Genomic DNA, 25505 nt, shown 5'->3' with positions numbered 1-25505 from the left:
GGCGCAAGCCACAAGATGTATTTTCAAAAAAGAACGCCGGGCGTCGGCAAGGCCGTCGTCGGTGATGGGAGGAACAACATGTTGCAGAAATTGGCGAAGGCGGCCCTCGGGCTCACCACGGCGCTGGCGCTTGCCATTCCGGCGGCGCAGGCGGCGGACAAGGTTTTGAAGGCGTCGCACCAATGGCCGGGCGGCAAGGGCGATGTGCGCGACGAGATGGTGCAGATCCTCGCCCGTGAGGTCGCCAAGGCGAATGTCGGCCTTGAGATCAAGGTCTATCCCGGCCAGTCTCTCTTCAAGGCGCGCGAGCAGTGGGGGGCGATGACCAAGGGGCAGCTCGACATCTCTGCCTTCCCGCTCGACTACGCCTCGGGCCGCCACCCGCAGTTCTCCGCGACCCTGATGCCTGGGCTTGTGCGCAACCATGACCGGGCCGCGCGCCTGAATGCCTCGCCGTTCATGGATGACATCAAGAAGATCGTCAACGATGCGGGTGTGGTGGTGCTGGCCGATGCCTGGCTTGCCGGCGGCTTTGCCTCCAAGAAACAGTGCATCACTTCGCCGGAGACGATGAAGGGGCAGGTGACCCGCGCCGCCGGTCCGGCCTTTGAACAGATGCTGGTCGGGGCGGGGGCGTCGATTGCCTCCATGCCGTCTTCGGAGATCTACACCGGGCTTCAGACCGGCGTTCTCGATGCGGCCAACACCTCCTCTGGCTCCTTCGTGTCCTATCGCCTCTACGAGCAGGTGGTGTGCCTGACGGCACCCGGCGCCAATGCGCTGTGGTTCATGTATGAGCCGATCCTCATGTCCAAGCGCAGCTGGGACCGGCTCGACGAGGCCCAGCAGAAGGCGCTGAAGGCCGCCGGAAAGGTGGCGGAAGCCTACTTCCTGGAAGAGGCCAAGGGGCTCGATGGCAAGCTGATCAAGGCCTACAAGGATGCGGGTGTCGAGGTGGTGGAAATGTCCGCCGACGACTATGCCGCCTGGCTCGAGATCGCCAAGAAGACCTCCTACAAGGAGTTTTCCGAGAAGGTCCCGGGCGGCGATGAGCTGATCGCCAAGGCGCTCGCCGTCGAATAAGCCGCGCCCAGCGGGGCGGGCCGTCGGAGCACCCGGCAGCCCACCCTTGCGGGTCCGAACGCCGCGTCGGCCGGCTGAACAACCACCGGTTCCCGCGCGGCGGATCGACACCGAACCGGCATCCGTCGTCCGGTCGCATCAGAAGACTTCCGTCATGCAACTTTATATTTCCGCCATCTCGGCGCTGTCGCGGGCGTTCGGGGTTCTGGCCATGCTCTTGACCGCCTCGGCGGCGCTGGTGGTCACGCAGATGGTGGTGCTGCGCTACTTTCTGAATGAATCCACCATCTGGCAGACCGAATACGTGATCTATGCGCTGGTCGCCGCCACCTTCCTTGGCTCGCCCTATGTGCTGCTGGAAAAGGGCCATGTGAATGTCGATCTGTTGCAACTGCAGGCAAAGCCGCCCCTGCGCCGTCTGATGCAACTGTTGTCGGCTCTCGTCAGCATCGCCTTTTGCGCGCTGCTTGGCTGGTCCGGCTGGACCTTCTTTCACGAGGCGCTGGTCGGCGGCTGGCGGACGGACACGGTCTGGGCGATCCCGCTGTGGATCCCGGTGCTGCCGCTGCCCCTCGGGATCGGGCTGCTGGTCCTTCAGTATGTGGCTGAAATCATGAAGCTTTATGGAGGCGCGCGATGACGCCGATGCTGTGGGGTGCCGGTGTTCTCGTCGCGCTCCTGTTCCTTCTGGGGATCGGAACCCCGATCGCCTTCGCGCTGGGCTTTGTCTCCATCGCCGCGCTGATTCTGGCCGATGGCTGGGGCAGCCTGTCGATCCTCGGTGAGACCTTCTTCGGCGGCCTGGCCTCCTTCGGCCTGGTGTCCATCCCGATGTTCATCCTGATGGGCGCGGCGGTGGCCTCCTCGCCGGCCGGCAAGGATCTTTACGAGGCGCTGGACCGTTGGCTCAACCGGGTCCCCGGCGGGCTGGTGCTGTCCAATCTCGGCGCCTGCTCGATCTTCGCCGCCCTGTCCGGATCCTCGCCGGCCACCTGTGCCGCCATCGGCAAGATGGGCATCCCGGAGATGACCAAGCGCGGCTATCCCAACGAGACCGCCGCCGGTTCGATCGCCGCCGGCGGGACGCTCGGCATTCTGATTCCGCCGTCGATCACCATGATCGTCTATGGCATTGCGACGGAAACCTCGATCGGACGGCTGTTTCTCGCCGGCCTGCTTCCGGGTGCGCTGCTGACCGCGCTGTTCATGGCCTGGACCATCTTCGATTGCCGCCGGCGCGGCATCGGCCTCAACGCTCTGGGGCGGCGGTTTTCCTTCCGCGAGCGCTTCGCCGCCCTGCCGCGGGTGTTGCCGTTCCTTGGCATCATCGCCGCGATCCTGTTCGTGCTCTATGGCGGCATCGCCACCCCCTCCGAGGCGGCCGGTGTCGGCGCGCTGTTCTGCCTGATCTTCGTCGCCGTGATCTATCGCCTGTGGCGCCTGTCGCTCTACAATTCGCTGTTCCGCGACACGCTGAAGGAAAGCGTGATGATCATGATGATCATCGGCGCGTCGGAGCTGTTCTCCTTCGCCCTGTCGTCCCTGTTCATCACCCAGACCATCGCCGAATGGATCGCCGGCCTTGACGTCAACGCCTGGGTGCTGATGGCGATCATCAACGTGTTCCTGCTGTTTGCCGGCTTCTTCCTGCCGCCGGTGGCGGTGATCCTGATGACCGCGCCGATCCTGCTGCCGATCATCATTCAGGCCGGATTCGATCCCTACTGGTTCGCGGTGGTGCTGACCATCAACATGGAAATCGGCCTGATCACCCCGCCTGTCGGGCTGAACCTTTACGTGATCAACGGCATTGCACCGAACATCACTTTGGGGGAGATATTGCGGGGCTCCTTGCCCTATGTCGGCTGCATGGTCGCCGCAATCGTGCTCTTGTGCCTGATGCCGGGGATCGCCCTGTGGCTGCCCAACCTCGTGATGGGAACCGCCTTATGAGCAGTACCAGCTTCTTCAACGACCTCCTGTCCTCCATCGCCGAGCAGGGCCGCAACCTGCTGGATCTTCGCCGGGAACGGGTGCCCAGCGGCAAGGGGCTCGGCGATCTGTGCGAAGCGCTGCTGTCCCAGCGCGGCGAAGCCTCCGGAGTGGCGCTGGCCCGCGATGTGCTGACCAGCTACGCGGGGCTGCCCGACGCCGAGCGCCAGTCCTTCTTCCAGGACCTGAAAACCCGGTTCGGGCCGGACCTCGATGGGGTCGCCGATGTGGCGGCGGCGGTGCTGAAGACGCCGGGCGAGGAGGCGCTGCTGCGCCGCCTGCATGCCCTGTCCGAACCGCGCCGGCAGGAGTTGATCCGCCGGCTGAACCTTGCCCCCGGCGGCACCTCGGCGCTGGTGCGCATGCGCACCGATCTGCTTGCGGCCATGCGGACCGATCCATCCCTGAAGGAGGTCGACCGGGATTTCGAGCACCTGTTCTCCTCCTGGTTCAACCGGGGCTTCCTTGTCATGCAGCGCATGGACTGGTCGACCCCGGCGGCGATCCTGGAGCGGATCATTCGCTATGAGGCGGTGCATGAGATCAATGGTTGGGAGGACCTGCGCCGGCGGATCGATCTGCCCGACCGGCGGATCTATGCCTTCTTCCATCCCGCGCTGGTCGATGATCCTCTGATCTTCGTGGAAGTGGCGCTGACCCGGGCGATCCCCGAGGCGATCCCGCCAATCCTGGCCGAGGAGCGGGCCGAGGTGCCCGCCGGCGAGGCGACCACCGCTGTGTTCTACTCGATTTCCAACTGCCAGGAGGGCTTGCGCGGCATTTCCTTCGGCAACTTCCTGATCAAGCAGGTGGTGGAGGAGTTGCGCCGCGACCTGCCGAACCTGAAGACCTTCGTCACCCTGTCGCCGGTGCCTGGCTTCCGCGCCTGGCTCACCGGCGCGCTTGCCGATCCGGACAGCGCCGCCTGTGCAACCTTGCGCCCGGCGCAGGTCGAGGCGCTCAAGGAGGGCGGGGCCAAGGCGGGGCCGGACGAGGAGTTGCGCGAGCCCCTGCGCGCCCTTTGCGCGCATTACCTGGTGCGCGAGAAGAAAAGCGGCATTCGTCCGCTCGACCCGGTCGCCCGCTTCCATCTGGGCAATGGCGCCCGGCTGGAGCGGATCAACTGGAACGCCGATCCCTCCCGCAATGGCCAGCGCCAGTCCTGCGGGATGATGGTCAATTATCTCTATGACCTTGGGCATATCGAGAAGAACCACGAAGCCTTTGCCGCGACCGGATCGGTGGCGGCGGCCAGCGCGGTCTCCCGTTTGCTCAAGGCTGTCCCTGAAAAGAAGAAGGCTTCGGATCCGGTCGCATGACGCAGAAAAATCATCTCTTTTCCGAAATCCGTGAGGCGGTGCGCGATCCTGCTGCGCCGTTCCTGCAGGCCCCGTCCGGCGAAATCACCAGCTATGCGGACATGCTGGCGCGGTCTGGCGCCTATGCCAATGCGCTGACGGCCCTTGGCGTCGTCCCCGGCGACCGGGTCGCCGTGCAGGTCGACAAATCCGCCGAGGCCCTGATGCTCTATCTCGGCACCGTGCGGGCCGGCGCGGTGTTCCTGCCGCTCAACACCGCCTATACCCCGGCGGAGGTCGCCTATTTCGTTGGCGATGCCGAGCCGGCACTGCTGGTCTGCGACCCGGCACGGACCGAGGCGCTCACCCCCATCGCCGGCAAGGTCGGTTGCCGGCTGGAAACCCTTGATGGAAATGGCAAGGGCTCGCTGGCGACCCTGGCCGGTGAGGCTTCCGGCGATTTCGCCGATGTGCCGCGTGGGCCGGATGATCTGGCGGCGATCCTCTACACCTCCGGCACCACCGGCCGCTCCAAGGGGGCCATGCTCAGCCATGAGAACCTTGCCTCCAACGCGCGGATGCTGGTCGAGTACTGGCGCTTCACCGACAAGGACGTGCTGCTGCATGCCCTGCCGATCTTCCACACCCATGGGCTGTTCGTGGCCAGCAATGTGACCCTTCTGGCCGGCGGGTCGATGCTGTTCCTGCCGAAGTTCGATCTGGCGGAAGTCCTGCGGCTGATGCCTCGGGCGACCACCATGATGGGCGTCCCGACCTTCTATGCCCGGCTTCTGGGGTCGGACGCCTTCACTCGCGAGCTGGCCGAGCACATGCGCCTGTTCGTCTCCGGTTCCGCGCCCCTGTCGGCGGAAGTGCACAAGGCGTTCAGCGCCCGCACCGGCCATGCGATCCTGGAACGCTACGGCATGACGGAAACCAACATGAACACCTCCAACCCCTATGACGGCGACCGGCGTCCGGGCACCGTCGGGCTGCCATTGCCGGGCGTGGAGCTGCGCATTGCCGATCCGGAGACCGGCAAGGTGCTGGCCGATGGCGAGGTCGGTGGTATCGAGGTGCGCGGCCCGAATGTCTTCAAGGGCTACTGGCGCATGCCGGAAAAGACCGCGTCGGAATTCCGCGCCGACGGGTTCTTCATCACCGGCGACATGGGGCGGAACGACGAGCGCGGCTATGTGTCGATCGTCGGCAGGGCCAAGGATCTGATCATCAGCGGTGGCTTCAATGTCTACCCGGCTGAGGTCGAGGCGGTGATCGACGAGATCGACGGCGTCGCCGAAAGCGCGGTGATCGGCGTGCCTCATGCGGATTTCGGCGAAGGTGTCGTTGCCGTGGTCGCCGCGCACAAGGGGGCGGCTCTGACCCCGGAACAGGTCATCGCCCCGCTGGCCGACAAGCTGGCGAAATTCAAGCAGCCGAAGCAGGTCTATCTGCTGCCCGAGCTGCCGCGCAACACCATGGGCAAGATTCAGAAGAACGTGCTGCGCGATCAATACAAGGACACGTTCGGCGCCGGCTGACCGGCGTCTTCGCGACCGGTCCCTGCCTGAAAGAAGAACGCCCGTCGGTTTCGGCGGGCGTTTTTGTTTGCGCGCCGCACCCGTGGGGCTGGCGCTCCGGCCGCGTTGACACGGTGGGGTTCAGATCATAGGAGTTGAAATGTAATAACATAACGATTCGTGAGGTTGAGATGAGAGTTTCGATGGCGGCGGTTGCCGCGCTGATGATTTTCGGGGCGGTTCAGACGGCAAGTGCCCACGGAATCTGGTTGGCCGAGCGGTGGGGCGAGCTTGGCCTCGTTTATGGCCATGGCGCATCCGACGACTCCTACGATCCCGCCAAGGTCGCGGCGGTGAAGGCTTTGGATGAGGCCGGAAAACCGGTGGCGGTGCAGGTTGCGAGGCAGAAAACCCACGTTCTGCTCGCCCCGGAAAGCGAGCCGGCGGTGGTTCTGGTCGACTTCGACAACGGCTTTTACACCGAGGGCAGCGATGGCAAATGGGTGAACCGACCGAAGAGTGAGGTGAAGGGCGCGCGCCAGGCGGGGCGCTATCTCAAGCACACCCTGGCGTTCCGGCATCTGCACGGTGACGTGCCGGACTTGCCCGCACAGGATCTACAGATCGTGCCGCTCGGCAATCCGACAGAACTCAGCGCTGGCCAGCCGTTGCGGTTGCGCGTGCTCTACAAGGGAGAGCCGCTTGCAGGGGCGAAGCTCATCCCCGACTACGTCAACATGTCGGAGACGAAACTGGAAGCGACCGACCCTTCAGGTGAGGTCGAGATGACGGTTCGCAACAATGGGCTGAATGTGATCGCCGTGGCGCATGCGGTGCCGCTGGAAAACGATCCGGATGCCGACCGCACCCAGCATTTCGCCACGCTGTCCTTTGAGGCCGGACACGGACACGCGCATTGACTGTCACACGCCTGAAAAGTCGGCGGGTCGCGGCGGTTTGTCCGCGGCCCACTCTTGCTGGGGGTGATCTTGCCGGAGTTGGCCAGAGATACCGCTTCTAGAACATGTCCTCGGCGGTGGTCAGGCCGAGCACCTGCCAGTCCTGCATCCCGCCGCGATAGTAGTAGATCTTGTCGGCCGGGAAGCCTTCGCGGACCATGGCGGCGATCGCCATCGGGCTCTGGGCGCAGGCCGGACCATTGCAGAAGGCGAACACCTTGGTCGCCTTGGCGCAATCCCACGACCCTTGTGCCCCGCTGCATCCCAGTTCGTCGAGACGCATGGCGACCTCGGTATAGGGAATGTGAATGGAGCCGGGAATGGTCGATTTCACCCGCCATTCCATGGTCCGCATGTCGACCACCGCGGCGCTGTCATCCTGAAGCGCTTCCAGGACCTCTAGTTCGCCGACCGGATGGACCCCAGCGACCGGAACCATCGGCTGCAAGACGCCGCCGATCAACTGCATGTCGTTCTTGTGGCGGGTGATCTCCACCGGTCCGTCGTCGGTCTCGATGGTGACGGAGGTGACCTTCGGGCTGATCTGAAGACCGTCGGTGGCATAGCCGGGGGTCGCCAGCAGCGCCAGCACTGCGGCGCCGGCCAGGATTACGGATCGTTTCATGTTTCTTCCTCCCCTTGAGCGAGCCTTGCAGCTTTTGCGTGTCGGCTCGAAAGTCACATAGATGATTTCGAATGTGAACGCATAAGGCAAGAAAAAACGCCGCGCGGGTTGCGCAGCGCCGATCCGTTTCGTCTCAGGGGTGTGACGGGGAGGCAGATGTCAGGCCGCTTCCGTGCGCCGGTCGAGAGTGCGTAGCTCCGTGTCGAAAGCCTCGGCGAAGGCATCGAGCGCGTGCATGAGCTCCTCGCTCGCTTCCTCCAGGGTGCTCAGTTGCTGTGCGGCCTGGGCCGCGTTTCCCGCCGCATGGGTGTCGAGGGCAGCCCGCGCCGCCTCGTGGCAGCGCTGGTGCGGCGCCGCGACGGCCTGATAGGCCGCATGCCGGCGAATGGCCGGTTCGGTGATGCCATCGAGCCAATGCCCAAGCCGGCAACCATGATGGTCGCTAATGGTGACAGGAGTGGTCGAGGGCCTCCCCAGGACCGTATCGACAACCTGCTGCTTGAACAGGATATGGTCGATCTTCACCATCTCGCACATGGAGCGATGGGAGGAGGCGTCGCCCCATGCCGCGGCATGGCTTGAGAAGCGCTCGTTGCTGCTTTCCAGGGTGAGGCTCATGTCCCGCAGACGGTTTTCATTTTCTTCGGCAAGGTCGGCAACGCCGGTGATGCCGGCGGCGATCTCATGGCTTGCTTCCTTCTGCTGCTGAAGGATTGAGGAGATGTCCTGCATGCGTGCCGAAACGGCGCCGATCTGATCGCCGACGGTCTGCATCCGCTCATTGGCACCGGCAATGGTCGCTTGCCCCCGGTCGACCGCTTCGCGCGAGGCGGCGATCGATTGTTGGGTGGTGACCATGCCCGCCTGCAGCGCCTCGATCCGCCGGGCAATGTCCTCGGTGGCCTGCGCCGCCTGGGTGGCCAGGTTCTTGACCTCACTGGCGACAACGGCGAAGCCGCGCCCGGCTTCGCCCGCCCGCGCGGCCTCGATCGTGGCATTGAGGGCAAGAAGGTTGGTCTGGTTGGCGATGTTCTCGATCACCCCGAGGAACTCGCCGATTTGCTCCGATGCCTTGTGCAATTCGCTCAGGTTGGCCGCGCTCTCATCGGAGGCGGCGGCAATGTCGCCGATGCGGGCGGAGACATCCTCCATGGCGCCGAGGCCCGCGTTCACCGTGGCGTTGGTGGCATTGGCTTCCTGTGCCGCGCCGTCGCTGTTTTCGGCGATCTGCTCCACCGAGGCGACAAGCTGTGACGCGGCGGCGGAGATCGCCTGGCCGCTTTCGGTGGCCCGCTGGGTATTCTGCGACAGGGTCGCCATGGCCACGGTCATCCGGTTGATGTCGGCGGCCGTGCCGGCAAGGGTGCGCAGGCTGGTCAGGTCGTTCTCGCGCCGGTTTTCCTCCGCCCTGAGCCGTAGCACGCCGGTTTCGTAGGCGTCATAGGACATGATCATGTCGAGAAAGGCCCGGCTGATCATCACCTGAAGGGTCGCGGCGAGCTTTCCCGGCGACAGCCGGTGACGTCGTGCCAGGGCGGGGATCGCATCCACCAGAAGACGGCCATAGGAGGCCAGATACCATTGCACGTCGAGGCCAATGCGCACATGCGCCTCGCCGATGCGCTTGGCCCGGGCCTCGAACTCGGCATCCGGTGCGTGATTGAAGATATGCTCCCAATGCGCCATCTGCGCGGATTTGAGGCGCGTAACCTTTTCCTGCGATCCGCCCAGCTTGTCGGTCAGCTCCGGGGTCCGGTCGATCGCCTGGTAGAAGCTGTCGAGAATGTCCGGCATGACCGGCATCAGTTCCTTCCAGACGCTTCTGGCCAGGGCTTCGTCGAATTTATCGGGTGCCATGAAGCCGGTGATTGCCTCGGTGAGAGAACGTGCCGCCGTGTCACGCGCGGCGTAGGTCGTGTGATCGCTCATGCAAGGAGTCCCCAGGGTCTGTAACCGGCTTATCGGTGTGTTACGGCCACATTTGGCGATATCCATGAAAAATCCCCTAACCAGGTACCGGCTTCCCTCTACGGGCTTCTACTGATCAAGCGCGTGGGGCAGGGGCTGAAACTGGCGAAACGGCGCGGAAACGCTGGGAAGGCCGAGCAGCTTTTGTCGTGGCGGCGCGAATCGCCGATACTGCCGCGAACGGGGCCGGGTCTGCCGCACGGATGGCGCGGATCGGCAGCCGGATCAACTCGGCCGCAGCCTGCCAGACGCACTCGGCGGAGATGGCGCGCGGCCCCACATCGATATCGACATGACGATCCAGCAGGACACGCGGCAAGCATGACCGTTAGCATTGATATGGGAGAGGTAACCACCGGCGGCGGTCTGGCAGGTGCGGACGGTGCCTGCCTCGATCTTGAGGAACTGCTGGCGACCCGGCTTCTGGTGCAGGGCAATTCTGGCTCCGGCAAGTCCCATCTCCTGCGCCGGCTGCTGGAGCAGAGTGCTGCCTGGGTTCAGCAGGCCGTCATCGATCCGGAGGGCGACTTCGTCACGCTTGCCGACAGGTTCGGCCATGTGGTGATCGACGCGGCGGCGAGCGAGCGCGATCTGGCGGTGATCGCCGCGCGGGTGCGGGCACACCGGGTGTCGGTGGTGCTCAATTTGGAAGGGTTGGAGCCGGACCGGCAGATGAAGGCGGCGGCCACTTTCCTCAATGCCATGTTCGAGGCCGAACGTGACCACTGGTATCCGATGCTGGTGGTGGTGGATGAGGCGCAGCTGTTCGCGCCGGCAGCATCCGGCGATACCGGCGAGGATGCACGCCGGGTGTCGCTGGGCGCCATGACCAATCTGATGTGTCGTGGCCGCAAGCGCGGCCTTGCCGGGGTGATCGCCACCCAGCGTCTGGCGAAGCTGGCCAAGAACGTGGCGGCGGAAGCCTCGAATTTCCTGATGGGGCGCACCTTTCTCGATATCGACATGGCGCGAGCGGCCGATCTGCTTGGCATGGAAAAGCGTCAGGCGGAAGCCTTCCGCAATCTCGATCGCGGCCACTTTGTCGCGCTCGGTCCGGCGATTTCGCGTCGGCCGCTGACGATCCGTATCGGCCAGGTGGAAACGGCGGGACGCGGCGGGGGGCCGAAGCTGACGCCCTTGCCGCAGGCGCGGCCTGAGGAGGTGCGCGACCTTCTGTTCCAACCGGCCAGTCGGGAAGAGCGCACGGCGGTGGAAGAGCCCAAGCCGCAGCCGGTGATGCCGGCCTCGGAGGTGCTCGACCGGTTGACGCGGCAGGCAGCAGCGCGCGAGGTGGTGGAAGCCGAACCGCTCGATCTGGAAGCGCGGGAAAAGGCCATCGATGCGGTGATCGCCGAGCTTCTGTCCGACGGTGAGGCGGCGTTCCAGCCGGTCGCGGCGCTTTATCAGGATTTCCTCGTGCGCTGCCGGATTGCCCGGCTTGCCGGAAAGCCGCCCGAACTCGCCGATTTCCGCCAGCGGGTGGCGATGGTGCGCGCCGGTGTCGAGCAGCATCAGATCGACCCGCAGACCTGGGCGACGGCGGAGACGGTGGCCCAGAATCTGCCGGAGGAAATGCGCGGGGTCTACCTGCTCTTGGCCAAGGCCGCGCTGGAAGGGGGACCGTGCCCGCCGGATGCGGAGATCGCCCGGGCCTATGGCACACGCTCTCCCGGACGGGCGCGCTGGCTGCTGACCCATATGGAAGAGCAGGGTTATATCGTCTGCGTCAACGATCTGCGCGGCAACCGCATTGTCACGCTGACCGACCTGGATTGCCAGACGAGCCCGCCGCCCGCACGCGCGGTGGTTTGAGAGCGCTGGTCATTGAGGCGCGGTCTGATCTTGCGGTGGTCCAGAATCGGGAGGTGGTCCAGAATCGGGAGGTGGTCCAGAATTGGGACGTGCTCCAGAATCGGGGTGAACGACGCGTTCGCAGCGATACCCGACAGCGCATTTCGGATTGTCGCTTGTCGGCCCATAGTTCGGCTTCAGAATCTCGTAGTGCGGGCAGTAGCGCCGGTCGGCAACAAAACGGGAATAGGTGTAGGGGCCCGTTGACATGACGACGGCGCCGTATTGCTGGATGAAGGCTTGCGCCTGGGCGCAGCTCATCGATCGCGTATCGGGACGTGCCTGGGCCGTTGGGCAGGCGAGCGCGAGAGCCGTCAGAGCCGCGCCTGCCGCGAGTGCGGGGACCAGAGTTTGTGAGTGGGGGGTGAAGGTGAACGAGGTCATTGGCATCTCCCTTGTTCAAGGGAGAATCGTGCCTACTGTTTCGGTTGCGATCAAGATCTCCAAAAGGGGGAGGAAGGCCTCCTGATGGACAGGGCAAGCACCCCGATGGACATGCCCCCCGGGGTGCTTGGAGCCTAGGGTCCAGCCCCATAAATGAGGCTGACATGGCATGGGAACGGCAAAGCCTTGCAAGAAAGGGCGTGCGGAGCGGGCTTGTTGCCCGGTCAAACGCGCTGACGACGCAGGGTGAAGCCAATTCCATGTCCTGAAGGATTTGACCGGATTGCTCCTGCTCTCACGTCGCGAAAGGCTTGAAAATGAACCACATTTCCTGCGCTTCCGCTCCTTGACCAGGAGCAATCCGCCTCGAACCATTTCGAGCTCATTTATGAGTCTGGACCCTAGCTGGCCGCGTGGTGCAGCCGGTGGTACAGCATCGGGCTCCTGGCGTAGGGAGCCAGCGTCTTGGCGATGGCCAGAACGGCAAGATCCGCCAGCGGCTCCAGAATGATCACCGTCATGTAGGCGGCGCCGAACGAGCCGACCGCACCGAGGTTCTCCGCGCCGAAGCCGCTGCCATAGAACGCCCAGAAGGCCACCCAGGCGACGATGCCGCCCTGATAGGCGGTGGAGAGCGCCAGAGCCTGCCAATAGGTGACATCGACGTACGGGGTGCGGGCCGGAATGATCTTCCGGGCAAGCAGGCTGACCGCCCAAAGCGGCACCACCAGCGTGGTGATGTTCATGCCGTATTGCGGCAGGTCGAAGGGGGCGAAGAATACGCCCTGAAGGAGGAGGCCCGCTGCCAGGCCGATCGCCGCCGGTCCCGCGCCGAAGACGAGATAGAGCGTTGAGCCGAGGATGAAGTGTACTTCGGACACGCCCACCGGATAATGCGGCATCAACTCGAAGAAGCAGAAGACCAAGGCGGTTGTCGCCAGACTGCGCAGCGCCAGTGCGGACAAGCCGCCGTCGTGGCGGATGGTGTCGGCGGCCATCTTGGCCATCAGCCCAAGCGATGTGACAGCCGTTGCGTAGCTGAGGACGATCTTGGCGCCGTCGACGACGCCGGGTTCGATATGCATGAAACTCTCCTGTGCGCACCCACCGTGCGAGAGGGTTGAAAAACCGTGCGAGACCGCACGCAGTCGATGGCAGGTCTCCTGGCTTGCGGATCGCGCCGTCACCCGCCTTCCCAGCCCTTGGGCCAGTGGCAAATGGGTGTCGCTTGCCGCTCACAGTTGCGGGGGCAGCCACGGTCTTGGCCCCTGATGGGTAGCTCTCACCGTGTTCCCTTTTAATCCGCCGCACGTCGCTTGGCGGAACCATCGCTGGCGACGATGCAGAATTTCGACCGCGAACGCAAGTACGGTGGCCATGCGTTGTAGGCTGCATCAGCAGGTTGTGGCGGCCCTTGAGTGTCGGGCCGCTGGACGAACGTTTCAGAGCAGGACGCGGGGGGCTGGGCGCCCCTGACCGGCGGCGGCGATTTGGAACGTCATGCCGTTTTGTGGGGTCGCTGCAATTTGCTGTGCGCTCAGCTCTGCACGAGCCGAGGTGACATAGAGTGTGGTGTAATCCGGCCCGCCGAAGGCGGGGCAACTGACATGCTGTGCGGGCACGTCAAGGCTTCGCAGCAACTGGCCATCCGGCGAAAAAACCGCAATCTTCGCCGCGCCCCATTGTGCCACGAACAGATTGCCGGCCCTGTCGACCGCAGCGCCATCGGGGGCACCCGGCATCTGTGACCTGCCGATCAGGATCTCCGCGTCGCCTGCGGGAAATCCGGTGTCGGGTGCAAGAGGAACCCGCATGATCTCTGCTTTGGCCGTGTCGGTGAAATAGGCAAAGCGCCGATCGGGAGAAAAGCAAATCGCGTTGGGAATGGTCAGCTCGGCGAACAGCCGGCGGACCTCGCCGCGGTAGAGGCGGTAGAGCGCACCGGCACCCGGTTCCGCGTTCTTGCCCATCGTGCCGACCCAGAACCCGCCCCAGGGATCGGCCTGACCGTCATTGGAGCGGGTGAGCGGATTGTCCGGTTCGAGCGGCACGATCAGGGCCCTTGCACCGCTCTCGACATCGAGACGATAAAGCCCGCTTTCCGTGGCGATCAACAGGGTCACGTCATCGATCCAGCCGGCCGAGGACGCATATTCGCCAAATTCGTGGTGCGTTTGCAGGCCGTCCCCGCTGCGGGCGAGCAATCGCTTGCCCAAGATGTCGAACCAGAACAATTGCTGGCGGCCCGGATGCCACAACGGCCCTTCGCCAAGCTCGCAAATGCGGTCGTCGTAAATCACTTTACAGCCTCGTCATAGGCTTCAACCAGGCGCTTCGCCCGCGCGGCGATGTCGGCAGTGGTCATGCCGGGCTTATAGAGCGCGGTGCCGATACCAAAGCCATCGGCGCCGGCGGCGATCCATTCGGCAAAGTTGTCCGGCCCCGCGCCGCCGACCATGAAGACCTTGGTCGACGCGGGCAGGACCGCACGGATTGCCTTCAGGCCAGCGAGGCCGAGCAGGGACGCGGGGAAGATCTTCACGCCGTCGGCGCCGGCCTCAAGGGCGGTAAAACACTCGCTCGGGGTCAGGACCCCAGGGAAGCTCTGCATCCCGTGCGCCTTGGTGGCGGCAATAACGTCGGGATTGCAATTGGGTGAGACCACCAGCCGGCCTCCAGCCTGATGCACCTGCCGGACCTCCTGCGGCGCCAGCACCGTGCCGGCGCCGATCAGTGCCCGTTCGCCATGACGGCGCGCCATGGTGTCGATGCTGGTCAAGGGCTCGGGGGAGTTCAGCGGCACTTCGATTTGGTCGATGCCGGCCTCGATCAGAACGCTGGCGGCGTCGGCGGCCTCCTGCGGGGTGATGCCGCGCAAGATGGCGATAAGCGGACGGGTCATCCATTTGTCTCCAATGTCTGGTGGATGGCGTGAAGACCGGCCCTGGTCATCTCCGCCGCATCATGGCAGCTGGCGGCGACGGCAAGTTCCGCAAGGCCGATGCGATAGAGCTCGCTCAGATGCGCCGCGCCGATGATCGCCACCGGATGGGCCTGCAACAGGCTGCGCATCGCCGCCAGCTCCCCGCCGATCAACAGGCCGGACAGGCGCGCGCGTGCGGCTGCCGGGTCGGTCTGCCCAAGCAGATGCTGTGCGCGCAGGGAAAACAGGTTGAGGGAGAGGGTTTCCGGTTGGCGGAGCATGGCTCTCAGACCCGGCCGGAAGGCAGCAAGCGCAAAGCCCGTCTCGGCGATCGAGTGGCGCAGCACCGTGTGTCGTGACAGGGCAGCGAACAACTCGCCGGTCATGGAGGTTTGGAAGGAAAGGACCTGATTGTCGCGCACCCGGGCCCATTTGCTGTGACTGCCCGGCAGGCAGATCAGGCCGTCGAAATCCGGATTGCCTGCCAGAAAGCCGGCGATCTGGGTTTCCTCGCCGCGCATCACATCGGCCGGCTCGTCTTGCCGCAGGCCGGGAACGATATCGACCCGCAGCCCGGGGTGTTTGACGGGCGCTCGCACCAGTCGGACCGGGCGAGCCGGGCAGGGGACGGGCTGGTAGGGGGCTTCGATCCAGCCCTGGCGCGAGCCGACCATGCCGCAGGCGATGACGTGCAACACCCGCTCACCCAGCCATGGCGCCAGCAAGGCACGCAGCACCGGTTCATACTCGTCGCGGCCAAGCGCGCCCATGCCCTGGCGCGACGCCAGCGCGGCAAGGTCGCGCCCCTGAGCGTCCATGGCGAGGGCGCGCAGATGCGTGGTGCCCCAGTCGACCGCAACCCAGGCGATGTCGGACAAGCTGGCCGCGCTCATCCTGACACCACGACGCCGCCATCCACCGCCAGGGTCTGGCCGGTGATCATGCGGCTCGCCCGCGATGACAGGAACAACGTCGCATCGACGATATCCTGCGGCTCCAGCGGCTCCTTGAGACATTGCCGCTCAAGATGCGCGGCGAGCCCCTCCGGCGTCACCCAGAGGTCCTTCTGGCGCTCGGTCAGGACCCAGCCCGGGGCAAGCGCGTTGATCCGGATCCGGTCGGGGCCGAATTCCCGTGCCAGCGAGCGGGTGAGGCCGGTGATGCCCGCATTAGCCGTCGTGTAGGCGGGATAGCCGGTGTTGCCCATCATGTAGCTGATGGAGGAGAAGTTGACGATTGCCCCGCCGCCGCTGGCGCGCATGCCGGCGATGACCGCCTGACAGGCAAAGAAATAGGCTTTCAGATTGATCGCCTGCATCCAGTCCCAGAACTCGGGCGTCACCTCCTCGCTGGTGTGGCGCGTGTCATTGGCAGCGTTGTTGACCAGCACCGTCACCGGGCCATGGCGTGCTTCCGCCTCCGCGATGCTGGCCTTGAAGGCTGGCGTGTCGGTGATGTCGCAGCGGATGAACTGCGGGCGGTTGCCGGGATGCTTGTCGGCCATCTCGGCACAGAACGCCGAGGCGTCGGAGCGTCCAACGAAGGTGACGCGCGCGCCCTGCTGCAGGAAACCATCGGTCAGCGCGGCGCCGATGCCCGAGCCACCGCCGGTGATGAACACCGACTGGCCCTCCAGATCGCGAAACAGACTTGTGCCCGACATCAACGGCCCTCCCAGATCGTGGGGCGGGTCTTCATGCCGGTGGAACCGCCGGGATCCGCCTTAGCGTCCAGTTTGTCCTGCCCGGTGCTCGTGTGGCGATGCTTGCTCATGCGGCGCTCTCTCCCCCGAAATCATTTAGTCTCAAATAATGAAACTAAAATCCATATATTGATATTAGTGAGGAATGGCGTTAAAGAAGTCAACATGAACAGTGCGTCGATCATGCCGCCAATGACAGGAGCCTTGCCCGAATGACCGCTGAAAGCCCGTCGCAGAAAGGTGGCACCGTTGGCAAGGCCATGGAGGTGCTGGATTGCGTCGCCCGGTTCGGACAGCCGGTGCGCTTTTCGCAGATCCTGGAAGTTTCACACTTTCCCAAGCCGACTCTCTATCGGCTGGTGAGGACGCTTGCAGACCTCGGCATGCTGGATCATGACGCGGACAAGGACACTTACATGCCCGGCCGGCGGCTCCTGAAGCTGGCGCATGTCGCCTGGGCGCAGTTCTCGCTCGCCTCCATCGCCCGGCCGCATATCGACCGGCTTGGGCAACAGGTGTCCGAGACCATTCATCTGGCGCAGCTTGACCAGGGGCAGGTGCTGTACGTCGACAAGCGCAATGGCCGCGATCCGGTGGAGATGTACTCGCAGGCCGGCAAGGTGGGGCCGACCTACTGCACCGGTGTCGGCAAGGCGATGCTTGCCTTCCTGACACCGGAGGAGCAGGAGCGGGTGATCGCACTGCAAAGCTTTCACCGCTTCACACCGCATACGCTGGTGACGCCGGAGGCCTTGCGCGCCCGTCTCGAAACCATTCGGGCGCAAGGCTATGCGCTGGATGAGGAGGAGCATGAGACGGGCATCATCTGCATCGCCATGCCGGTGCTTAACGGCTCGGGGCGGGTGCTGGGCAGCGTGTCGATCACCGACACGGTGCTGCGCACCACCTGGGCCGCATTGAAGGAAAAACTGCCGTTGTTGCGTGAGACGGTCGAGCGGATCGGTCACGACGCGCAGGATTGGCATTATCCCGGCATCTGACGCCGGAGGTTCAAGCACGGAAGGCCCGGAAAGGGTGCCGGGAAACGGGGGGATCACTCAGGTAATGGCAGGCATAACGCTCAACAAGGCCATCAAGCGATACGGGGCCGTGGACGTCATCCATGGCATCGATCTGGAGATCGAGGACGGGGAGTTCTGCGTGCTGGTCGGGCCGTCCGGCTGCGGCAAGTCCACCTTGCTGCGCATGGTGGCCGGCCTGGAGGAGACCTCCGGGGGCGAGATCCATATCGGCGAGCGCAATGTGACACGGCTCGATCCGGCGGCCCGCGGCGTATCGATGGTGTTCCAGACCTATGCGCTTTACCCGCACATGACGGTTGCGGAAAACATGAGCTTCGGCCTGCGCATGAACGGCCACCCGAAGGCGGAGATCGCCGCCAAGGTCAAGGCGGCGGCCGATATTCTCAAGCTCAACGACTATCTGGAGCGCAAGCCCAAGGCTCTGTCCGGCGGCCAGCGCCAGCGGGTCGCCATCGGCCGCGCCATCGTGCGGGGGCCCGAGGTGTTCCTGTTCGACGAGCCCCTGTCCAATCTCGATGCCGAATTGCGCGTCGAGATGCGGGTGGAGATCGCCCGCCTGCACAAGGAGATCGGCGCCACCATGGTCTATGTGACCCATGATCAGGTCGAGGCGATGACGCTGGCCGACAAGATCGTGGTGCTGCGGTCGGGGCGCATTGAGCAGGTCGGAACCCCGCTCGATCTCTACCATGATCCCGACAACCGGTTCGTGGCCGGCTTCATCGGCAGCCCGGCGATGAATTTCGTCAAGGCGCGTGTTCGCGATGGCCGGGTCCATGCCCCCGGCCTGTCGGACGAGGCCTTCGCCGTCGATATCGCCTTGCCGCCGAATGGCACGGATCTTTTGGTCGGTGTCCGCCCACATCACATCGCCATCGACCCGCAAGGGGCGAGCCACACGCTGATCGTCAAGGAGGCCTTGGGGGCAATGTTCCACGCCTATCTGGAAGCGCCGACCGGCGAGCGGATCGTGGTCGAGGTTCCGGAAGCCGAGGCGGTCGGGCTGCAAGGGGACGTCGGGCTGCGCATGGTGCCGGATCGCCTGCTCCTGTTTGACGCGCGGACCGAGCTGCGCCTGCGCTGAGACCGAAATCCCGCCCGTAGCTACCAAGCTGCGATGGCGAGCGAAGGTGTGAGGCAACGCTCCCGATCACGGGTCGGAGTGAGCGGTCTGACTCGTATGGCCCCATCTGAACTCATTGAAAAAACACAGGAATCGTCTCTTGACAACTTAGAGGTCTCTGGAGAAGATTTCTTATAATAAAACTAAGTTTCATTATTTGAGACAACTGGAAGGAGGGAACGAAATGTCGATCAAATCCGGAATTCGCAAGATCAGATCGTCCATGGTGGCCTTGACCACGTCGGCGCTGATTGCCTTGCCCGCGCTGGCCGGGACGGCAATGGCTGGCGAGTTGGTGATCAACACGGATTCGTCATTTCCCGCGGTGAAGAAGGCGTTCCAGGCAGCCGTCACCGGGTTCGAGCAGGAGAATCCCGACATCGAGGTGACCTGGAACGTCTTTGACAATGAGGCCTACAAATCCGCGATCCGAAATTTCCTGTCGGCGGAATCGCCGGATCTGGCCACATGGTTCGCGGGAAACCGCATGCTGCCTTACGTCAACGCCGGGCTGTTCGCGCCGATTGACGATGTCTGGGCCGAAAACGGCCTCGACAAGACGTTGAAGGCGGCGGAAAGCGCGGTCACCTTCAACGGGACCAAGTGGGCGGTGCCCTACACTTACTATCAGTGGGGTGTCTATTACCGCAAAGACCTCTTCGCGAAATTCGGCATCGAGGTGCCGACCACCTGGGAGGAGTTCAAGGCCGCTGGCGCCAAGCTGCAGGAAAACGGCATCACGCCGGTTGCGATCGGCACCAGGTTCCCCTGGACGGCCGCGGGCTGGTTCGACTATCTCAACCTGCGCACCAACGGGTACGACTTCCACATGGCGGTGACGCGCGGCGAGATTCCGTGGACCGATGACCGCATCCGCAAGACCATGGGGCATTGGGCAGAGCTGCTGAAAGCCGGGTTCTTCCTGGAGAACCACGCCGCCTACAGCTGGCAGGAGGCCTTGCCGGCCCTCGTCAATGGCGATGCCGGCATGTACCTGATGGGCAACTTCATCGTCGCCCCCTTGCAGGAAGCGGGGCTGACCGACGATCAACTGGGTTTCTTCCAGTTCCCGGTCATCGATCCGACGATTGCCATGGCTGAGGACGCGCCGGCCAACACGCTGCATCTGGCGGCGGGCGCCCGCAACGTCGCCGAGGCCAAGAAGTTCCTCGCCTATATCGCTCGCGCCGATGTGCAGACCATGATGAATGAAATCATGGGGCAGTTGCCGGTCAACGCCCAGTCGAGCGTTGCCGACGATCCCTATCTGCAGGCCGGTTTCAAGATGCTGTCGAATGTCGACGGCGGCCTGGCGCAGTTCTTTGACCGGGATGCCCCTGCGGAGATGGCCAAGGCCGGCATGGAAGGGTTCCAGGAGTTCATGGTCAAGCCGGAGCGGCTCGACAAGATCCTGGCGCGTCTTGAAATGGTGCGCAAGCGCCAGACCCAGTAGCACTCAGGGGGCTGCGTGCGCGCAGCCCCGCATCTGGCTCAAGACGGAATTCTGCAATGTCTTATGTGACCCGTGTCTGGCAAGACCATAAAGCCGCGATCACGCCCTGGTTGTTCCTGCTTCCAGGCATCCTCATGTTCGCGATCTACATCGTGATCCCGATCTTTCAGTCGATTGCGATTTCCTTCTATCGTTGGGACGGATTGGGGGAAAAGACCTTCATCGGCTGGGAGAATTACCGGGAGCTGATGCGGGACGATATTTTCTTCACCGCGTTGCAGAACAATGTCATCTGGCTCGTGCTGTATCTTCTTGCCTTGCCTGCCGGGCTGCTGCTGGCGTTGTTTCTCAATCAGACGACCCGTGGCATCCGCATCTACAAGTCCCTGTTCTTCTTTCCGTTCGTCATCAGTCAGGTGGTGGTCGGGCTGGTTTTCTCCTGGTTCTACGATCCCAGCTTCGGCTTGTTCAACACAGCCCTGATGAAGATCGGTCTGTCGCCGATCGCGGTTCTGGCTGACGAGCGCTATGTCACCTATGGGGTGATCATCGCCGGTCTCTGGCCGCAGATCGCCTATTGCATGATCCTCTACCTGACCGGGCTGAACGCCGTTGACGGCGAGCAGATCGAGGCCGCGCGGCTCGACAATGTGCGCGGCTGGCGGATGCTCTGGTACGTGATCCTGCCGCAACTGCGACCGGCCACCTTCATTGCCCTGGTGGTGACGGTGATCGGTGCGCTGCGGTCCTTCGATCTGATCTCGATCATGACCGGCGGCGGGCCCTGGGGCTCCAGCCAGGTGCTGGCCTATTACATGTATGAGCAGGCCTTCTCCGAATACGGCTTCCGCATGGGCTATGGCGCCGCCATCGCCGTGGTGCTGTTCGCCATCATGTTGATCTACATCGGCTTCTTCCTGGCCAAGATGTATCGCGACGAGAAGGGCCGGTAAGATGTTCCCAACGCCGATCGAAAAGACCTCGCCCGTTATCCGGGGCGCCTACAAGGTTGCGCTGCCTGTTGCGCTCTTGCTGTGGCTCTTGCCGCTTCTGGCGGTGGCGCTGACCTCGGTGCGCTCCGCCGCCGACATCACCTCCGGCAACTACTGGGGCTGGCCGACTTCGTTCAATCTCATCGAGAACTACACGGCCATCTTCACCAATTCGCCGCTCGCCGCCTATCTGCTCAACAGCTTCAAGGTGACGATCCCGGCCGTTCTCGGCGCGATTGCCCTGTCCTCGCTGACCGGATTTGCACTCGGGATCTACAAGTTCCGGTCGAACCTGTTCGTGTTCTTCCTTTTCGTTGCCGGCAACTTCATTCCGTTCCAGATCCTGATGGTGCCGGTGCGCGATCTGTCGATCCAGCTTGGCGTCTACAATTCCATCTATGCGCTGATCCTGTTTCATATCGCCTTCCAGACCGGGTTCTGCACCCTGTTCATGCGCAATTTCATCCGCACCCTGCCGTTCGATCTGATCGAGGCGGCGCGGATCGAAGGGGTCTCGGACCTGCGCATCTTCTGGTACGTGGTGCTGCCGCTGATGCGGCCGGCGCTGGCGGCGCTGTCCGTTCTGGTCTTCACCTTCGTCTGGAACGATTACTTCTGGGCCACGGTGCTGACGCAAGGCGCGCATGCGCAACCGATCACCGCCGGGATCAAATCGCTGAACGGTGAATGGATCGCCGCCTGGCATCTGGTCTCGGCCGGTTCCGTGGTCGCCGCCCTGCCGCCGGTGCTGATGTTCTTTCTGATGCAGAAACATTTCATCGCTGGCCTGACGCTCGGCGCGGTCAAGTAGCGGCAGGTTTGCCGCCGCCCCCAAAACACCTCTCTCCTATCCAAACCTGGGAAAGCCTGACATGCAGCGCGCGCTTGGAGTTTGCTACTACCCTGAACACTGGCCGGAGCAGCAGTGGGCCGACGACGCCCGGCGGATGGTCGAGGCCGGGCTGACCTATGTCCGCATTGCCGAATTCGCCTGGGCGCGGATGGAGCCGAAGCCCGGCGTCTATCAATGGGACTGGCTGGACCGTGCCATCGAGACGCTGGCCGGGGCCGGGCTGAAGGTCATTCTCGGCACGCCGACCACCACGCCGCCACGCTGGATGCTGGACAAGTGGCCGGACATGTTGCCGGTCGGCCGCGATGGCCATGTGCGCAAGTTCGGGTCCCGGCGCCACTACTGCTATTCGCATCGCGGCTATCGGGATGAGTGCGCCACCATCACCCTGAAGATGGCCGAACGCTATGGCCGCGATGGGCGGGTGCATGGCTGGCAGCTCGACAATGAATATGGCAATCACACCACCACCGTGTCCTACAGTGCAGCGGCGCGCGAGGGCTTTTGCCAGTGGCTTGCGGACAAGTATCGGACCATCGATGCGCTCAACGAGGCCTGGGGCAATGTGTTCTGGTCGATGGAGTATGACGGCTTCGAGCAGGTCGACCTGCCCAACCGGACGGTCGCCGAAGCCAACCCCAGCCATTGGCTGGACTTCCTGCGCTACAGCTCCGATCAGGTGGCGGAGTTCAACCGCGTGCAGAGCGCGGTCCTGCGCGCCCACAGCGACGCGCCCCTGATCCATAACTTCATGAGCAAATCGACCGATTTCGATCACTACAAGGTCGCGGCCGATCTCGATATCGCCAGTTGGGACAGCTATCCGCTCGGCTATCTGGAAAAGCATTCGGCGCTCGGCGAGGCGTGGATCGAACGCTATGCACAGCAGGGCGATCCGGACTTCCAGGCCTTTCACCATGACCTTTATCGCGCCGTCGGGCGCGGGCGCTGGTGGATCATGGAGCAGCAGCCGGGGCCGGTGAACTGGGCGGTCTACAACCCTGCGCCCTTGCCCGGAATGCCGCGCCTGTGGGCCTGGGAGGCCTTTGCCCATGGGGCGGAGGCGGTGTGCTTCTTCCGCTGGCGCCAGGCGCCTTTCGCCCAGGAGCAGATGCACGCGGGTCTGTTGCGCCCGGACAGCGCCGACGCGCCGGCCATGGCCGAGGTCCAAAAGGTTGCAGCCGAAATGGCCGCGTTGCCAGAGGCCGGGACCGCCCGTGCCCGCGTTGCGCTGGTGTTCGATTACCAGTCTGTCTGGGCATGGCAGATCCAGCCCCAGGGCAAGGGGTTCGAATACTTCAACCTGGTGTTCGACTTCTACCGCGCCATGCGCCGCCTTGGCCTGTCGATCGATATCATCGCGCCCGATTGTCCGGACCTCAGCCAATATGATCTGGTGGCCATGCCGGGGCTGATGCATGTCTCCGATGCCCTGCAACAGGCGTTGCGGGCCTTCGGCGGAACGGTGATCGCCGGGCCGCGCACCGGCTCCAAGACCGAGGACTTCCAGATCCCCGCCGGCTTGCCGCCGGAAATGCCGGGCCGCATCTGCACCGTCGCCCATGTGGAAAGCCTGCGCCCGGGTGTCAGCCGGCCGCTTAGCGGCGGCGGTGCCATGCGCCATTGGTTCGAAGCGCTGGAGACGCAGGCGGCGGTGATCGACCGCCTTGCCAGCGGCGAGCCGGCCATCGTTGCCGAGGACAAGGTGATCTATCTCGCCGGCTGGCCGGATGACGAGGCGCTGCAGCGGGTGCTGGAAACCGCCTGTGCCGGGGAGGGCATCCCCACGCTGCGGCTCTCGGGGGGCTTGCGTGTGCGCGACAGCCAGACCCATCGCTTTGTTTTCAACTACGGACCGGACCCGGCGCTGTTCGAAGGCCAGACCATCGCGGTCGCCGATGTGATCTGGCAGGACCTGCCCGATACACCAACGAAAGAGGCAAACTGATGCAGCACCTCCATCACTTTTACATCGATGGGGCCTGGACGCCGCCGCATCGGCTGAACGCCATCGAGGTTGTCGATCCCTCGACCGAACAGCCCATCGCCTCGCTGGCGCTTGGCGCTGAAGAGGATGTGGAGCGGGCCGTGACGGCGGCAGCAAGCGCCTTTCCGCGCTGGAGCGGTACCCCGCTCATGGAACGCAAGGCGGCGGTGGCCCGTCTGGCCGAGGTCTATCAGCGGCGCGGGGAGGAGATGGGCGCGGCAATCAGCCGGGAGATGGGGGCGCCCATCGATCTGGCGACAACCGCTCAGGTCGGGTCCGGCAGCGGCCATTTCCAGACTTTCCTCGATCTGATCGACGGTTTCGAATTTGAAGAGTGGCTGGAGGCGGACAGCCACTGCCATCGGATCCTCAAGGAGCCGATTGGCGTGGTGGCGCTGATCACCCCGTGGAACTGGCCGATGAACCAGATCGCGCTGAAGGTGGTGCCGGCGCTGCTCACCGGCTGCACGGTGGTGCTGAAACCCTCGGAAATCGCGCCCCTGTCCGGGCATCTTTTCGCCGAGATGGTTGCCGAGGCGGGGATCCCCGCCGGTGTGTTCAACCTGGTGCATGGCGATGGTGCTGGCGTTGGTTCGGCGCTGACCGCCCATCCCCGCGTCGACATGGTGTCGTTCACCGGCTCCAACCGCGCGGGCGTTGCCATTTCGAAGACTGCGGCCGACACGATCAAGCGGGTCAGCCTGGAGCTCGGCGGTAAGGGCGCCAATATCCTGTTCGACGATGCGGATGAAAAGGCGGTGGCGCGCGGGCTCGCCAGTTGCTTCCTGAACAGCGGGCAGGGCTGCAATGCGCCCTCGCGCATGCTGGTGCAGCGCGGGATCTACGAGGAAACCGTTGCAAAAGCCGCAGAGATCGCGCGGGCGGTTCAGGTGGCGCCGGCCAGCCTTCCCGGCAACCACATCGGCCCGGTGGTCTCCGAGGCGCAGTATGAGCGCATCCAGGGCCTGATCGCTTCGGGGCTGGAACAGGGCGCGCGGCTGGTGGCCGGCGGCCTCGGCCGTCCCGAGGGGCTGGAGACAGGGTATTTCGTCCGGCCCACCGTCCTTGCCGATTGCACCAATGAGATGACGGTGGCGCGGGAGGAGATCTTCGGTCCCGTGCAGGTGATCATTCCCTTCGACAGCGAGGAGGAGGCCATCGCCATTGCCAATGACACGGTGTTTGGCCTGACCAACTATGTGCAGACCGCCGATCTTCACCGGGCAAGGCGGGTGGCGCGGGCGCTGCGCTCCGGCATGGTCGAGATCAACGGTGTGGGGCGCAGCTGGCGCACGCCGTTTGGCGGCTACAAGCAATCGGGCAGCGGCCGCGAAGGCGGGCTCTGGGGCATCGAGGAGTTTTTGGAGGTCAAGGCCGTCAGCGGCTGGGACGGCGCCGGCTGACCGAAGGGCTGGCACTGCAGAAAGGGCGTTTATCGACCTGCCCTTCGGGGGGGGGCATAGATGACGTCGAAATGGCTTGAGGCGGATTGCTCCTTATTAAGAAACGGAAGAAATGTGTTTCATTTTTGGGTCTTGCGTGACGTGAGAGCAGGAGCAACCCGGTCAGATCCGGAGGGCATCCAAGTTGCGTCGTCAGCGCGCTTGACCGGTACGCCAAGCTTATTTCAAACGATCTTCTTCGAAGCCTTTTTCTGGCTCTCATTCCATGTCAGCCTCATTACACGGGCTGCACCCTAGCTGGCTGCTCTTAGGGGTTCATGGTGTGCCCACGGCGGTCGTCTGGAAT

21 protein-coding genes and 1 riboswitch are annotated in these 25505 nt (G+C 64.1%); of the genes, 14 read left to right on the top strand and 7 right to left on the bottom strand.

Going from position 1 to position 25505, the window contains the following annotated elements:
- Positions 1 to 78: 78 nt before the first annotated feature.
- The 6 genes from IEV83_RS12150 (at position 79) to IEV83_RS12125 (ending at position 6813) form a co-directional block, all read left to right on the top strand.
- Positions 79 to 1083, top strand: coding sequence for a TRAP transporter substrate-binding protein (locus IEV83_RS12150; protein ID WP_181758988.1), 1005 nt, complete (start codon positions 79 to 81; stop codon positions 1081 to 1083).
- A gap of 154 nt (positions 1084 to 1237) precedes the next feature.
- The gene (locus IEV83_RS12145; RefSeq protein WP_181758989.1) at positions 1238 to 1723 is read left to right on the top strand and encodes a TRAP transporter small permease subunit; all 486 of its coding nucleotides are present in this window, start codon (positions 1238 to 1240) and stop codon (positions 1721 to 1723) included.
- Complete coding sequence (locus tag IEV83_RS12140) at positions 1720 to 3036, top strand: TRAP transporter large permease (protein ID WP_181758990.1); 1317 nt, start codon at positions 1720 to 1722, stop codon at positions 3034 to 3036. Before IEV83_RS12145 ends, IEV83_RS12140 begins: the two co-directional genes overlap by 4 nt.
- On the top strand, positions 3033 to 4394 hold the full coding sequence (locus IEV83_RS12135; protein WP_181758991.1) for a malonyl-CoA decarboxylase: 1362 nt from the start codon (positions 3033 to 3035) through the stop codon (positions 4392 to 4394). The genes IEV83_RS12140 and IEV83_RS12135 overlap by 4 nt, the downstream gene beginning before the upstream one ends.
- The gene (locus IEV83_RS12130; protein WP_181758992.1) at positions 4391 to 5914 is read left to right on the top strand and encodes a malonate--CoA ligase; all 1524 of its coding nucleotides are present in this window, start codon (positions 4391 to 4393) and stop codon (positions 5912 to 5914) included. Before IEV83_RS12135 ends, IEV83_RS12130 begins: the two co-directional genes overlap by 4 nt.
- Positions 5915 to 6096: 182 nt before the next feature.
- Complete coding sequence (locus IEV83_RS12125; RefSeq protein WP_244628155.1) at positions 6097 to 6813, top strand: DUF4198 domain-containing protein; 717 nt, start codon at positions 6097 to 6099, stop codon at positions 6811 to 6813.
- Positions 6814 to 6910: 97 nt separating this feature from the next.
- On the opposite strand, the gene IEV83_RS12120 is transcribed toward IEV83_RS12125, so the two are convergent.
- A complete protein-coding gene (locus tag IEV83_RS12120; RefSeq protein ID WP_181758994.1) occupies positions 6911 to 7477 on the bottom strand; it encodes a rhodanese-like domain-containing protein in 567 nt (188 codons plus the stop codon).
- Between the two features lie 159 nt (positions 7478 to 7636).
- Positions 7637 to 9406, bottom strand: a complete 1770-nt coding sequence (locus tag IEV83_RS12115; RefSeq protein ID WP_181758995.1) for a methyl-accepting chemotaxis protein — start codon at positions 9404 to 9406, stop codon at positions 7637 to 7639.
- A gap of 360 nt (positions 9407 to 9766) precedes the next feature.
- Between IEV83_RS12115 and IEV83_RS12110 the strand changes: the two genes are divergently transcribed.
- A complete protein-coding gene (locus IEV83_RS12110) occupies positions 9767 to 11257 on the top strand; it encodes a helicase HerA domain-containing protein (RefSeq protein WP_181758996.1) in 1491 nt (496 codons plus the stop codon).
- 824 nt (positions 11258 to 12081) lie between these two features.
- Here the strand turns inward: IEV83_RS12110 and IEV83_RS12105 are convergent.
- From IEV83_RS12105 to IEV83_RS12085, 5 genes are all read right to left on the bottom strand, one after another.
- On the bottom strand, positions 12082 to 12765 hold the full coding sequence (locus IEV83_RS12105; RefSeq protein WP_181758997.1) for an energy-coupling factor ABC transporter permease: 684 nt from the start codon (positions 12763 to 12765) through the stop codon (positions 12082 to 12084).
- 51 nt (positions 12766 to 12816) lie between these two features.
- A riboswitch (cobalamin riboswitch) is annotated at positions 12817 to 13025 on the bottom strand.
- Positions 13026 to 13122: 97 nt separating this feature from the next.
- Positions 13123 to 13980 (bottom strand): SMP-30/gluconolactonase/LRE family protein, encoded by an 858-nt coding sequence (locus tag IEV83_RS12100; protein ID WP_181758998.1) that lies wholly within the window; start codon positions 13978 to 13980, stop codon positions 13123 to 13125.
- Positions 13977 to 14582, bottom strand: coding sequence for a 2-dehydro-3-deoxy-6-phosphogalactonate aldolase (locus IEV83_RS12095; RefSeq protein WP_181758999.1), 606 nt, complete (start codon positions 14580 to 14582; stop codon positions 13977 to 13979). Before IEV83_RS12095 ends, IEV83_RS12100 begins: the two co-directional genes overlap by 4 nt.
- Positions 14579 to 15496, bottom strand: coding sequence for a 2-dehydro-3-deoxygalactonokinase (locus IEV83_RS12090; protein WP_181759000.1), 918 nt, complete (start codon positions 15494 to 15496; stop codon positions 14579 to 14581). The genes IEV83_RS12095 and IEV83_RS12090 overlap by 4 nt, the downstream gene beginning before the upstream one ends.
- Positions 15493 to 16266, bottom strand: coding sequence for an SDR family NAD(P)-dependent oxidoreductase (locus IEV83_RS12085; protein WP_181759001.1), 774 nt, complete (start codon positions 16264 to 16266; stop codon positions 15493 to 15495). Before IEV83_RS12085 ends, IEV83_RS12090 begins: the two co-directional genes overlap by 4 nt.
- A gap of 251 nt (positions 16267 to 16517) precedes the next feature.
- Between IEV83_RS12085 and IEV83_RS12080 the strand changes: the two genes are divergently transcribed.
- From IEV83_RS12080 to IEV83_RS12050, 7 genes are all read left to right on the top strand, one after another.
- Positions 16518 to 17306 carry an IclR family transcriptional regulator gene (locus IEV83_RS12080; protein WP_181759002.1) on the top strand — a complete coding sequence of 263 codons (789 nt, stop codon included), beginning with the start codon at positions 16518 to 16520 and terminating at the stop codon, positions 17304 to 17306.
- 64 nt (positions 17307 to 17370) lie between these two features.
- Positions 17371 to 18432 (top strand): ABC transporter ATP-binding protein, encoded by a 1062-nt coding sequence (locus IEV83_RS12075; protein ID WP_181759003.1) that lies wholly within the window; start codon positions 17371 to 17373, stop codon positions 18430 to 18432.
- A gap of 223 nt (positions 18433 to 18655) precedes the next feature.
- The gene (locus IEV83_RS12070) at positions 18656 to 19924 is read left to right on the top strand and encodes an ABC transporter substrate-binding protein (protein ID WP_244628154.1); all 1269 of its coding nucleotides are present in this window, start codon (positions 18656 to 18658) and stop codon (positions 19922 to 19924) included.
- A 56-nt stretch (positions 19925 to 19980) separates the two neighbouring features.
- Positions 19981 to 20877, top strand: a complete 897-nt coding sequence (locus IEV83_RS12065) for a carbohydrate ABC transporter permease (protein WP_181759004.1) — start codon at positions 19981 to 19983, stop codon at positions 20875 to 20877.
- 1 nt (position 20878) lies between these two features.
- On the top strand, positions 20879 to 21727 hold the full coding sequence (locus IEV83_RS12060) for a carbohydrate ABC transporter permease (RefSeq protein ID WP_181759005.1): 849 nt from the start codon (positions 20879 to 20881) through the stop codon (positions 21725 to 21727).
- 61 nt (positions 21728 to 21788) lie between these two features.
- Complete coding sequence (locus tag IEV83_RS12055) at positions 21789 to 23717, top strand: beta-galactosidase (RefSeq protein WP_181759006.1); 1929 nt, start codon at positions 21789 to 21791, stop codon at positions 23715 to 23717.
- Positions 23717 to 25159: an aldehyde dehydrogenase family protein gene (locus tag IEV83_RS12050; RefSeq protein ID WP_181759007.1), complete on the top strand. Its 1443-nt coding sequence runs from the start codon at positions 23717 to 23719 to the stop codon at positions 25157 to 25159. The genes IEV83_RS12055 and IEV83_RS12050 overlap by 1 nt, the downstream gene beginning before the upstream one ends.
- Positions 25160 to 25505 lie beyond the last annotated feature (346 nt).

It is taken from the genome of Stappia taiwanensis, from assembly GCF_014635285.1.
GTDB lineage: Bacteria > Pseudomonadota > Alphaproteobacteria > Rhizobiales > Stappiaceae > Stappia > Stappia taiwanensis.
This window is presented reverse-complemented; position numbering and strand designations above follow the sequence as displayed.

What these genes read in the sequence shown, in the direction of transcription:
- IEV83_RS12070 (WP_244628154.1), top strand. Translation starts at nt 18,656, where the DNA reads ATGTCGATCAAATCCGGAATTCGCAAGATCAGATCGTCCATGGTGGCC.
- IEV83_RS12125 (WP_244628155.1), top strand. Translation starts at nt 6,097, where the DNA reads ATGGCGGCGGTTGCCGCGCTGATGATTTTCGGGGCGGTTCAGACGGCA.
- IEV83_RS12120 (WP_181758994.1), bottom strand. Translation starts at nt 7,477, where the DNA reads ATGAAACGATCCGTAATCCTGGCCGGCGCCGCAGTGCTGGCGCTGCTG.
- IEV83_RS12130 (WP_181758992.1), top strand. Translation starts at nt 4,391, where the DNA reads ATGACGCAGAAAAATCATCTCTTTTCCGAAATCCGTGAGGCGGTGCGC.
- IEV83_RS12110 (WP_181758996.1), top strand. Translation starts at nt 9,767, where the DNA reads ATGACCGTTAGCATTGATATGGGAGAGGTAACCACCGGCGGCGGTCTG.
- IEV83_RS12060 (WP_181759005.1), top strand. Translation starts at nt 20,879, where the DNA reads ATGTTCCCAACGCCGATCGAAAAGACCTCGCCCGTTATCCGGGGCGCC.
- IEV83_RS12095 (WP_181758999.1), bottom strand. Translation starts at nt 14,582, where the DNA reads ATGACCCGTCCGCTTATCGCCATCTTGCGCGGCATCACCCCGCAGGAG.
- IEV83_RS12105 (WP_181758997.1), bottom strand. Translation starts at nt 12,765, where the DNA reads ATGCATATCGAACCCGGCGTCGTCGACGGCGCCAAGATCGTCCTCAGC.
- IEV83_RS12140 (WP_181758990.1), top strand. Translation starts at nt 1,720, where the DNA reads ATGACGCCGATGCTGTGGGGTGCCGGTGTTCTCGTCGCGCTCCTGTTC.
- IEV83_RS12145 (WP_181758989.1), top strand. Translation starts at nt 1,238, where the DNA reads ATGCAACTTTATATTTCCGCCATCTCGGCGCTGTCGCGGGCGTTCGGG.
- IEV83_RS12150 (WP_181758988.1), top strand. Translation starts at nt 79, where the DNA reads ATGTTGCAGAAATTGGCGAAGGCGGCCCTCGGGCTCACCACGGCGCTG.
- IEV83_RS12055 (WP_181759006.1), top strand. Translation starts at nt 21,789, where the DNA reads ATGCAGCGCGCGCTTGGAGTTTGCTACTACCCTGAACACTGGCCGGAG.
- IEV83_RS12050 (WP_181759007.1), top strand. Translation starts at nt 23,717, where the DNA reads ATGCAGCACCTCCATCACTTTTACATCGATGGGGCCTGGACGCCGCCG.
- IEV83_RS12075 (WP_181759003.1), top strand. Translation starts at nt 17,371, where the DNA reads ATGGCAGGCATAACGCTCAACAAGGCCATCAAGCGATACGGGGCCGTG.
- IEV83_RS12080 (WP_181759002.1), top strand. Translation starts at nt 16,518, where the DNA reads ATGACCGCTGAAAGCCCGTCGCAGAAAGGTGGCACCGTTGGCAAGGCC.
- IEV83_RS12065 (WP_181759004.1), top strand. Translation starts at nt 19,981, where the DNA reads ATGTCTTATGTGACCCGTGTCTGGCAAGACCATAAAGCCGCGATCACG.
- IEV83_RS12090 (WP_181759000.1), bottom strand. Translation starts at nt 15,496, where the DNA reads ATGAGCGCGGCCAGCTTGTCCGACATCGCCTGGGTTGCGGTCGACTGG.
- IEV83_RS12085 (WP_181759001.1), bottom strand. Translation starts at nt 16,266, where the DNA reads ATGTCGGGCACAAGTCTGTTTCGCGATCTGGAGGGCCAGTCGGTGTTC.
- IEV83_RS12115 (WP_181758995.1), bottom strand. Translation starts at nt 9,406, where the DNA reads ATGAGCGATCACACGACCTACGCCGCGCGTGACACGGCGGCACGTTCT.
- IEV83_RS12135 (WP_181758991.1), top strand. Translation starts at nt 3,033, where the DNA reads ATGAGCAGTACCAGCTTCTTCAACGACCTCCTGTCCTCCATCGCCGAG.